A 526-nucleotide genomic window follows, 5' to 3' on the forward strand; every position below is an offset into this window, starting at 1 on the left:
TCCCGGTCCCGGTCGACGACCAGACCCTGCAGAAGATCTGCGAGATCACCGATGGTCAGTCGTTCCACGCCGACAGCCTGGACTCGCTGAAGAACGTGTACTCGACGCTGCAGCGCCAGATCGGCTACGAAACCGTGAAGGGCGACGCGAGCCTGGCCTGGATGCTGCTCGGCGCCTTCGTCATGGCCGGCGCCGTCTTGGCCGGTCTGCTGCTGAACCGCAGGCTGCCCGCCTGAGCGCTCAGCTGGGCAGGCGCCGGTTGATCAGCAGCGCCAGCGCCGTCGCGATCAGGGCGGTCAGCACGCCGAGGCGCAGCCAGCCGGCGCTGCCCGGCCCCGGCACGGTGCGATAGCCGATCTCGTTCTCGATGGCGTTGTAGCTCTTTTCGAGCTCACCCAGGCTGGTGGCGGTGTAGGACTGCCCGCCGGACAGCTTGGCGACCATCTTCATCTGGTCGTCGACCGGGACCGGGATGGTGGCGCCCTCGTAGTCGACGGTGCCGTACGGGGTGCCGAACGAGATCGTC

2 pseudogenes are annotated in these 526 nt (G+C 67.9%); one reads left to right on the forward strand and one right to left on the reverse strand.

Annotated features, from left to right (window positions below):
* Positions 1–236 (forward strand): annotated as a pseudogene (locus A5708_RS05495) (hypothetical protein); the annotation flags it as partial.
* A 4-nt stretch (positions 237–240) separates the two neighbouring features.
* Here A5708_RS05495 and A5708_RS27130 read toward each other — a convergent pair.
* Positions 241–526, reverse strand: a pseudogene (locus tag A5708_RS27130) (hypothetical protein); the annotation flags it as partial.

It is taken from the genome of Mycobacterium colombiense, from assembly GCF_001672755.1.
Lineage (GTDB): Bacteria > Actinomycetota > Actinomycetes > Mycobacteriales > Mycobacteriaceae > Mycobacterium > Mycobacterium colombiense_C.